The 8,228-nt window shown below is 76.6% G+C and carries 7 protein-coding genes and 1 pseudogene; 6 read left to right on the top strand and 2 right to left on the bottom strand.

Translation table 11 applies throughout. The annotated features are described in order from the left end of the window. Window positions 1–880 (bottom strand): annotated as a pseudogene (locus tag E1281_RS33950) (PucR family transcriptional regulator); the annotation flags it as partial. 627 nt (window positions 881–1,507) lie between these two features. On the opposite strand from E1281_RS33950, the gene E1281_RS33945 reads away from it, so the two are divergent. After that, window positions 1,508–2,326 carry an AfsA-related hotdog domain-containing protein gene (locus E1281_RS33945; protein ID WP_165959222.1) on the top strand — a complete coding sequence of 273 codons (819 nt, stop codon included), beginning with the start codon at window positions 1,508–1,510 and terminating at the stop codon, window positions 2,324–2,326. 8 nt (window positions 2,327–2,334) lie between these two features. Continuing rightward, window positions 2,335–3,045: an isoprenylcysteine carboxylmethyltransferase family protein gene (locus E1281_RS33940; protein ID WP_131883805.1), complete on the top strand. Its 711-nt coding sequence runs from the start codon at window positions 2,335–2,337 to the stop codon at window positions 3,043–3,045. Here the strand turns inward: E1281_RS33940 and E1281_RS42295 are convergent. Beyond that, entirely contained in the window at window positions 2,994–3,971 is a 978-nt protein-coding gene (locus E1281_RS42295; protein ID WP_243717688.1) for a hypothetical protein, read from the bottom strand. The genes E1281_RS33940 and E1281_RS42295 overlap by 52 nt on opposite strands. A gap of 298 nt (window positions 3,972–4,269) precedes the next feature. Here E1281_RS42295 and E1281_RS42290 point away from each other — a divergent pair, with 298 nt between their 5' ends. From E1281_RS42290 to E1281_RS33925, 4 genes are all read left to right on the top strand, one after another. Next, entirely contained in the window at window positions 4,270–4,998 is a 729-nt protein-coding gene (locus E1281_RS42290; protein ID WP_243717687.1) for a PEP-utilizing enzyme, read from the top strand. Between the two features lie 59 nt (window positions 4,999–5,057). Then, the gene (locus E1281_RS42285; RefSeq protein ID WP_243717686.1) at window positions 5,058–6,107 is read left to right on the top strand and encodes a polyprenyl synthetase family protein; all 1,050 of its coding nucleotides are present in this window, start codon (window positions 5,058–5,060) and stop codon (window positions 6,105–6,107) included. A 12-nt stretch (window positions 6,108–6,119) separates the two neighbouring features. Continuing rightward, entirely contained in the window at window positions 6,120–7,322 is a 1,203-nt protein-coding gene (locus tag E1281_RS33930) for a helix-turn-helix domain-containing protein (RefSeq protein WP_131883803.1), read from the top strand. A gap of 9 nt (window positions 7,323–7,331) precedes the next feature. Then, on the top strand, window positions 7,332–8,228 hold an 897-nt coding region (locus E1281_RS33925), incomplete at its 3' end, for a cytochrome P450 (protein WP_131883802.1).

Raw genomic sequence — 8,228 nt, 5'->3', positions numbered from 1 at the left:
GCTCCAGGGTGCGCCGTGCCCACAGCAGCGACGTCCCCGCCTCGTCCACGGGGACCGACGGGCCGACCGCCCCCGTCCAGCCCGCGAGCGTCGCGGTCAGCTCCTCGATCCGGCCCGGCCCGTCGGGGTCGGGGACGATGAGGCACGGCCGGCCGTGGTCCAGGCCGGTCAGCAGGGACGGCGGCAGTCCGGCCGGCCCCTCGCCGCCGCTGCCCGGCCGAGGCCGCAGGACGATCACCGCGAGCCGCCTCGGCAGCGGCCAGCCCGCGCGGGCCGACTGCTCGCGCACGGCCTCGGGCGGAGCCGGGGGCGCCGACAGCAGCAGGCTCAGCAGCCGGCCGCGGCGCTGCTCGCGCTCCCCGGCCGCCTTCTCCCGGGCCCGCGCGTAGCCGTGCGCCGCCGCGGACGCCAGCGCGTCCAGGTAGGCGAAGTTGGCCTCGGCGAGCAGGCTGACGAGCGTGCGGGGGCGGCCGAGCCGCTCGGCCTCGACCGCGAGGTGCCGCCAGGCGAGCCGCGACCCGATCCGCATCGCGTTCTGCAGGTGCTCCAGGCTGCGGCCCTCGACCGCCTCCCCGTAGCCCACGTCGAAGAAGACCTGGTAGACCTCCTTCCAGGAGGCGTCCGGGTCGGCGATCATGTGCACGAAGTGCTCCATGGCGTGCGCGACCGCGGCCTCGGCGACCCGCGAGTAGGCCGCGTCGCCCGGCCGGTCGTACTCGGGGACGTGCCTCAGCACGCCCTCCACCATGGGGCCGAGGAGGTCGGGGAGGTGGGGCCGCATCCAGCGCGCCTCCTCCGGCGGGACGTCCCGCCACGGCTCCTCCGTCAGGCCGTCCAGTACCGACGATCCGGTGTGCGCGTCCTCGTATGCCGTCGTCACGTTGGCACCTCCTCGCTCATGCACCGGCCTGGGCCCGGTCGTCTCAACCTAGGCACGCGACGTGATCCGCGACACTCACCAGGCGTTCATCCCGCGGCACGCCGTTTGTCAGCCGCCTGACAAGTCCGCGGCCGCGTGGCGGGGCCGGGCCGCCGCCGGCTGGCCGCATTCTGCCAATTAATTGTGGGCAAGCTCACAGCCGCCGCCGTTTCGGGGTGAGTGGGCGGTGGTGTGAAAATCTATCTTTTGCGACCGGTGGACTAAAGACCCGCTCAGGGCGCGGACAAACGTCCGGCAATCGATCTCGATTGTGGCCTTGGTGACGTGCGCGCTTCGCCCGCGCGGCCGCGGGGCGGCGGGGCCGGCGGGGCGCGCAAGTGGACGCTGACATGGTGCTTTCCGTGCGGGATCCCCTTGCACGGAGCGTGTCCGGGAGACGCCGGGTTGCCGGTCTGGGAAGACTCCGGGGGGCCGGACTGCCCAGGGGTGCAGTTCAGTTGTGCGCATTTCTGTAGCAAGATGACGGCCGTCCTGCCGGTTTTTGCGCCCTTGCCGATAAGGGCGTCCAGTGCCGTTTTCGGCGCAGACCGGCGGGTGATCAGGGGTCAGAAAATGGAGGGAGGGCGCATGGCCGCGTCCGTCATCGATCGTTTCCGTGAGCTGGTCGTCGACGAGTCCGATCCCTTCTACTTCGACCACCCGCTCGACCATGTGCCGGGGATGCTGCTGTTCAGCGGCCTGTTCGAGCTGGCCGTCCGCGCCGACGAGCTGCGCTCGCACGGGCGGCCTCCCGGCCGGGTGGTGGCCGGACTCGACTTCGTCCGGTTCTGCGAGCTGCGCGGCGGCACGACGCTGTCCTGCCGCCCCGTCCCGGGTCCGAACCGGGCCTGGACGCTCGCCGCGCGACAGGCGGGGGAGGAGGTGTGCGCGGGCTCGATCGCGTTCGCCGACGACGTCCCGGCGGGGGCGGCCGGTGCCCGCGGCGCCGCCTCCGCGGTGCCGGTGCCGCGGCGCGCGCCGGCCGAGCTGGTCCACCGGCGCCGTCCGGAGAACATCCTGGTCGGCGAGCCGATGCGGCGCGGGCGCGGGGTGGTGGAGGCCGCCGTGCTGCAGCCGCCCGCCGGGCCGGGGCGCAGAGCGCCGTTCCGCGGCCCGGTGGAGATCGTCGAGGCCGGCCGGCAGTTCGCCACGATGCTGGAGCACGGCGAGCACGGCCGGCCCATGGACACGACGCTGCTGTGGGTGGCACTGCGGCTGGACATCCCCTGCCGCCTCGACCGGGACGCCCCGCTCCTGCTGCGCTGGCCGGTCGCGCGCGTCCCCGGGCGCCGGTCCCGCTGCAAGGCGACACTGGCGGACGCCGCGACCGGCGCCGACCTGGGGTCGCTGACCTACGAGGCGTGCGCGGTGGACCCGGAGCAGTACGCGCGGACGCGGACGCGGTGACCGGGACGATGAACGCCAGGGTCCTGACGCTCGCGCCGCGCGTGCTGTTCGTCCTGGGCGCGGCCGTCCTCGTCGCCGGGATCGTCCGCCACGCCGGCGGAGGCGGCGGCATGCCGGCCGATGCCGTCCGCCTGCCCCCGCCCCCCGCCGGCCAGGCGACGGGCATCGCCCGGGCGGCCGCCGCGGGGCTGCTGGCCGCCTACCTGGGCTGGCTGCTCCTGGAGGCCCGGGTGACCTTCCGCCGCGCCGGCGCCGCGCCCGCCGACGCGCGGACGCTGCTCCCGTACGCGCTGGCCCGCATCCTGCTGATCGCGTCGGCGTCCCTCGCGCCGCCGCCGTGGGACGGCTCGCCGCCGTGGCTCCTCGTGACCGCCACCGTGTGCGCCGCCTCGGCGTTCACCGCGGGCGTGGCGCTGCGGCAGGCCGCCATCCGCGCGCTCGGCCGCCTCTACTCCCACCACGTCGTGCGCCAGGGCGGCCACCGGGTGGTCACCGGCGGGCCGTACCGCGTCGTCCGGCATCCGGCCTACGCGGGGATGCTGCTCGCGAACGCCGGGTTCGCGTGCTTCTTCCCGTACCCGGCGTGTGTGGCGGCCCTGCTCGCGCTCGCCGCGGCCGTCGGCTGGCGGATCCGCGTGGAGGAGCGGGCCCTGCGGGACGTCCCCGGCTACGCCGGGTACGCCGCCGGGAAGCCGCGCCTGGTACCGGGAGTGTGGTGAGCATGGACGAGATCGGCCGCAAGTTCGCGCGGCTGGAGACGCTGCGCGCGGCGGGGTTCCCCGTCCCGGACTTCTTCTGCCTGCCCGCCGCCGAGTTCGACCGGGCGCTCGGCGGGCTGAGGGACGCCGTCCCGCCGGTGCGCTCCGTGCCGGTCGCGGACTGGTGCGCGTCCGCCGCGGCGGCGCTGTCGAAGGCCGTGCCGGAAGGAGACGACGCCGCACGGCTGCTGGACGCCTTCGACGAGCGCATCGGCGCGCGGGGCATGGCCGCCGTGCGGGGGTGCGTCGTGCCGGGGGAGGACGGCGCCGGAGAGGACTCCGAGGACGACCCGTTCGCCGGGATGAGCGACAGCTTCCTGTACGTCCGCCGCGATGAGCTGGCGGAGGCGGTGGCGCGCTGCTGGGCGTCGGCGTTCAAGGCCGAGGCCGTCCGGTACCGGACCCCGAAGGGCGTCGATCCCGCGAGCGCGAGGGTCGCGGTGGCGGTCCAGCGGATGGTGCCCGGGACCCGCTCCTTCGTGGCGTTCACCCGGGACCCGCGCGACGGTACGAGGCATCACATCATCGCCGCCGCCCGCGGGATCGGCGAGGGGGTCGTGCAGGAGAGGGCGGACGTCGACCACTTCTTCGTCGATCCCAAGACGGGCACGGTCGGCGCCGAGGTCGTCGCCAAGCGGCGCATGGTGGGGCCGCCCGCCGACGGTGAGACCGGCCCGAGGGTGACCGCGGTGCCGGACGCGCTGCGGGACGGGCCGGTCCTCACCGACGACCAGGCGCAGGAGGTCGCCGCCCTCGCGGCACGGGTGGAGGAGCTGTTCGGCCGCGCGCAGGACATCGAGGGGACCATCACCCCGGACGGCGCCGTCCACCTCGTCCAGGCGCGGCCGCTGGCCGGGAGCGCGCCGGACGCCGGCCCGCGCGTCCACTGGGGCAACCACAACCTCACCGAGAGCTTCCCGGGCGTGTCCGGCGCCCTCGCCTACTCGCAGGCGCGCATGTTCTACGAACTCGCGTTCACCGACCTGTACCGGCGGATGGGCGTCCCGGCCGGGCGGCTGCGCGCGAACGCGCACCGGCTGCCGCGCATGGTCGGGCACCTCGACGGCCGCGTGTACTTTCCGGCAGGGCGCCACCGTCGCCGGGAGCAGGGCCGGTGGGGCGCGCGCCGCGGCGGGCGCGCGGCGGAGGCTGCGGGCGGCCTGCCCCGGTCCGCTGCGGCGGTCCGTGCTCACCGGGCTGCTGGTCCTGATCCGATGGTTCGTCCGGGCGCGGGAGGACGCCCGGTTCGCCCGCACCCAGCTGTTCGGGCTGTCCCGCGAGGTGATGTGGCTGCTCGGCGGGCACCTGGCCGAGGCGGGGATGCTGGACGATCCCATGGACGTCCACGACCTCACCGTCGAGGAGGTCACCGGCGCGTTCGACGGCACGCTCCCCGGCGCGGACCTGCGGGGGCTGGCGGCGGTGCGGCGCGCGGAACGCGAGCGCCACCGCGCCGCGCCGCCGCCCGTGCTCCTGTCGGTCCCCGCCGGCCTCCCGGTCGCGGTAGCCCTGCGACGCGCGCGCCCGGCCGGGGCTCCCGACCCGCGGGACGGCGGCGAGGCGAACCCGGGGAGCGAGGGCGAGGTCCTGCGCGGGCTCGGATCGAGCGGCGGGACCGTCCGGGGCCGCGCCAAGGTCGTCCTGGACCCCGCCCCCTCCGACTGCGCGGGCCGGATCCTCGTCGCCCGGGAGACCGACCCGGGCTGGCTCCCGCTCATGATCGCCGCGTCCGGGCTGGTCGTCGAGCGCGGCACCCTGCTCTCGCACACCGCCGTCACGGGGAGGCTGCTCGGCGTGCCCGCCGCCGTCGCGGTCGGCGGCGCCGCCCGCCGGATCCCGGACGGCGCGTGGATCGAGCTGGACGGGCGCGCCGGCACGGTCCGGCTCCTGGACGAGCGCACGGCCCGCCCCTGAGACACCCGGGGCCGCCGGCAAGGCCCCGGAACACCCCGCAGCAGCAGAGGAGTCGGCACGTGGACGAGGGACTGTTCGGCAAGGCCGCCCAGGAACGGGCGGTCGCCGACGTCGAGACCGAGATGGCGCGGCTGTGCGAGCTGCTCGCCGAGGGCCTGCCGCTCGGCCTCGGCGAGGGCCGGGAGATGGTCGGCGGAGCCATGTCGGAGTTCCTCGTGGAGTTCTTCGAGACCGTCCGCGACAAGGGCTCCCGTCCCGGCGTGAAAGGCATGGTCACGCTCCCGCTGCTCGTGCACGCCGCGGAGACGGGCGACCCGCCGGGGCCGGCCAGGGTCATCGCGGTGATCCATCTGCTCTGGTGGGCGGCGGCCCGGCATCTCGACGACCTCACCGACGCGCCCGGCGCGCCGTCCCCCGGGGGCGCCGCCGCCGGTGCGAAGGTCCTCGCGGCGCTGGCCGTGGGAAGCCATCTGCCCGCCCGGCTCATCGCGGACCTGCCCGTCACCGGCGGGGTGCGCGCCGCGCTCGGCGACGAGCTGTCGCGGGGCTGGCTGGACGCCGTGGACGGCCAGCTCCGCGACCTCACCGGCCCCGCGCCGGCGGCGACCCCCGCGTCGGTGCTGCGCGGCTACGAGGGCAAGACCGGCGCCCCGTACGCGATGGCCGCGGCGTCGGCGGCGTGCCTGGCCGGGGCGGACCGCCCGCGCGTCGACGGCTGGCGCTCGTTCGGCCGCGCGCTGGGCGTGCTGCGCCAGCTCGTGAACGACCAGCGCGACCTCGCCTCCGGCCGGCACGAGGACCTCGCCAACGGGACGGCGACGTACCTGCTCGTCCACCTGCTGACCTCGCTTCCGGCGGCGCGGCGCAGGGAGGCGCTCGCGCTGCACGCCGCCGCCCGCCACTCCCGCTCCGCGCAGGCCGAGCTGACCGCCTGGATGCTCGACGGCGAGGTCGTCGCCTCCTACGCGGACTCCGTCGCGCCCCTGGTCGCGCGGGCCCACGGCCTGCTGGACACGCTGGGCGGCGAGCCGGGCTGCCTGCGGGAACTGCACGGGCTGCTCGACGAGACCACCGGCCGCATGCCCGGGTTCCGGCTGGCCGTGGCCTAGGAGGAGATTCCGATGACCGCTCCCGGCGGACTCTCCGAGATCCTCACGGCGCACTGCCCGCTGCTCGACACCGCGATCGGCGAGGCCCTGAGCGGCCACCCCGCCTACCAGCCGATCAGGCGCGCGGCGGGCCCGCTGTTCGGCTGCCGCGCCGAGACCTGCGCGCGGCTGCTCGGCCTCGTCCTCGCGGGCGACACCCTTCCCGAGGACGACCTGGCGCGCTTCCGCGACCTCGGTGTCATGGCGGCGCGGCAGGCGATCCCGCTGCCGGTGCTGTCGGAGGCCTGGGACCTCGCGCTCGCCGCGGCCGCGCGGTCCTGCTGGGGGGTCGCGCCCGCCGGGTGCTTCACCGAGATGGCCGAGCTGACGGCGCGCACCGCGCGGTTCGCCGGGCGGGCGAGGGAGGAGTGCATCCAGGGCTACGCCGAGGCGCCCTGCGAGGGGGGCCGGTCCCGGCCCCTGCGCCGCCTCCTCGCCGAGACGCTGCTCGACGGCGCGCCCGCGGGCGCCATCGCCGACGCGGCCGGCGTCCGGCTGGCGCCCGCCTACCTCGTGCTGCTGTGCGAGGCCCCGGCCATCGCGTCCGCCGGGAACTGGGAGCGGGCGAGCGAACGCCTGGAGGCATGGGACGGCGTGCTGTTCTCCGGCGACCTGTCCGGCCTGGTCGTGCTCTTCCCGGCCGCCGACCCGCTGTGGGCCGAGGACCGGGCCGCCGAGTTCACGGCCGGGCTCGCGGCGCGGACGCGCGGGCGGGTGCACGCCGGGGCGTCCCTCGCCGGCGGCGTCGCGGACGTCCCGGCCGCGCTGGAGGAGGCGTCGCGGGTGCTGACGATCGTCAAGGCCATCCCCGACGCCGAGGACCGCCCCTACCGGGCGGAGGAGCTGCTGGTCGAGCTGGCCATCCTGGGGCAGCCCGGCATCCGCGGCCGGCTCTCGGCCGTGCTGGCGCCGCTGGACGCCGGCACGGACCTGCGCCGCACGCTGGAGGTCCTGCTCGCCTGCAACCTCGACCGGGAGCGCGCCGCGCGGGAGCTGTGGATCCACCGCCGCACGCTGCACTACCGGCTGGACCGCATCAGGGACCTGTCCGGCATCGACCCGAGCTCGGCGCGCGGCATCCAGCTGTTCCGGGCGGCGCTCACCTCGGCGCGCCTGGGCCGCCTGGAGCGCGACGGCGGCGAGGACGCCTCCCTGCCCCCGCCGCTGAGCGCCTGAAGGGAGACCATGGACTTCCCCCTGCCGGACCGTCCCGGCGTCCCGCTCGACGAGGGCCACCTGCGGCGCCTCCGGGAGCGGCCGCTCGTGCCGGTCGTGCTGGCGAGCGGGCACCGGGCGCTGCTCGTCACCCGGCACGCCGACGTGCGGGCGGTCCTGTCCGACGGCCGGTTCGGCCGCGAGGCGTGGTCCGGCGGCACGCTGTTCGCCCGGACGCCGGAGTCCCTGGCCCTGGCCGCCGCCGACCCGCCGGCGCACACCCGACGGCGGAAGGCCGTCCAGGCGTGGTTCACCGCCCGCCGCGCCGGGGCGGACCGGCCGCGCATCGAGGCGCTCGCGGAGCGGCTGCTGGACGAGATGGAGGACGCCGGCCCGCCCGCCGACCTGATCGCCCGGTTCGCCACGCCGCTCCCGTACGCGGTCATCTGCGACGTGCTCGGCGTCCCCGCCGGCGACCTCGGCCTGCTGCTGCCGTGGGTGAGCGCGATGATGTCGGCCGGGCGGTTCTCCGCGGAGGAGGTCGGTGCGGCCCACGAGGGCATGCACGGATACTTCGCCGACCGGCTCGCCGAACGCCGGGCACGGCCCGGAACCGGCCTGCTGGCCCGGCTCGCGGCCTCGTCCGGGCTGTCCGACGACGAGATCATCGTCGTCGGGTACGGGCTGCTGATGGCGGGCGGGGAGACCACGTCGAACTTCCTCGCGGCGTGCGTCCTGGAGCTGGTCTCGCGGCCGGGCCTTGCGGCGCGGCTGCGCGCCGACCCGTCGCTGATCCCCGCCGCCGTCGAAGAGTTCCTGCGCTGGGTCTGGTTCGCCGGCACCGGAGGCCGGCCGCACGTCGTCCTCGCCGACGTGGAGCTCGCCGGGACCGCGCTGGCGCGGGGGGAGGTCGTCGTCCCCCTCACC

This window comes from Actinomadura sp. KC345 (genome assembly GCF_004348515.1).
Taxonomy (GTDB): Bacteria; Actinomycetota; Actinomycetes; order Streptosporangiales; family Streptosporangiaceae; genus Spirillospora.
The sequence above is the reverse complement of the archived record's forward strand: the minus strand, read 5'-3'. Positions and strand labels throughout refer to the sequence as shown.

Excerpts from the sequence above, each read along its gene's own strand:
- E1281_RS33945 (WP_165959222.1), top strand. The coding sequence starts at position 1,508 with ATGGCCGCGTCCGTCATCGATCGTTTCCGTGAGCTGGTCGTCGACGAG.
- E1281_RS33940 (WP_131883805.1), top strand. The coding sequence starts at position 2,335 with ATGAACGCCAGGGTCCTGACGCTCGCGCCGCGCGTGCTGTTCGTCCTG.
- E1281_RS33930 (WP_131883803.1), top strand. The coding sequence starts at position 6,120 with ATGACCGCTCCCGGCGGACTCTCCGAGATCCTCACGGCGCACTGCCCG.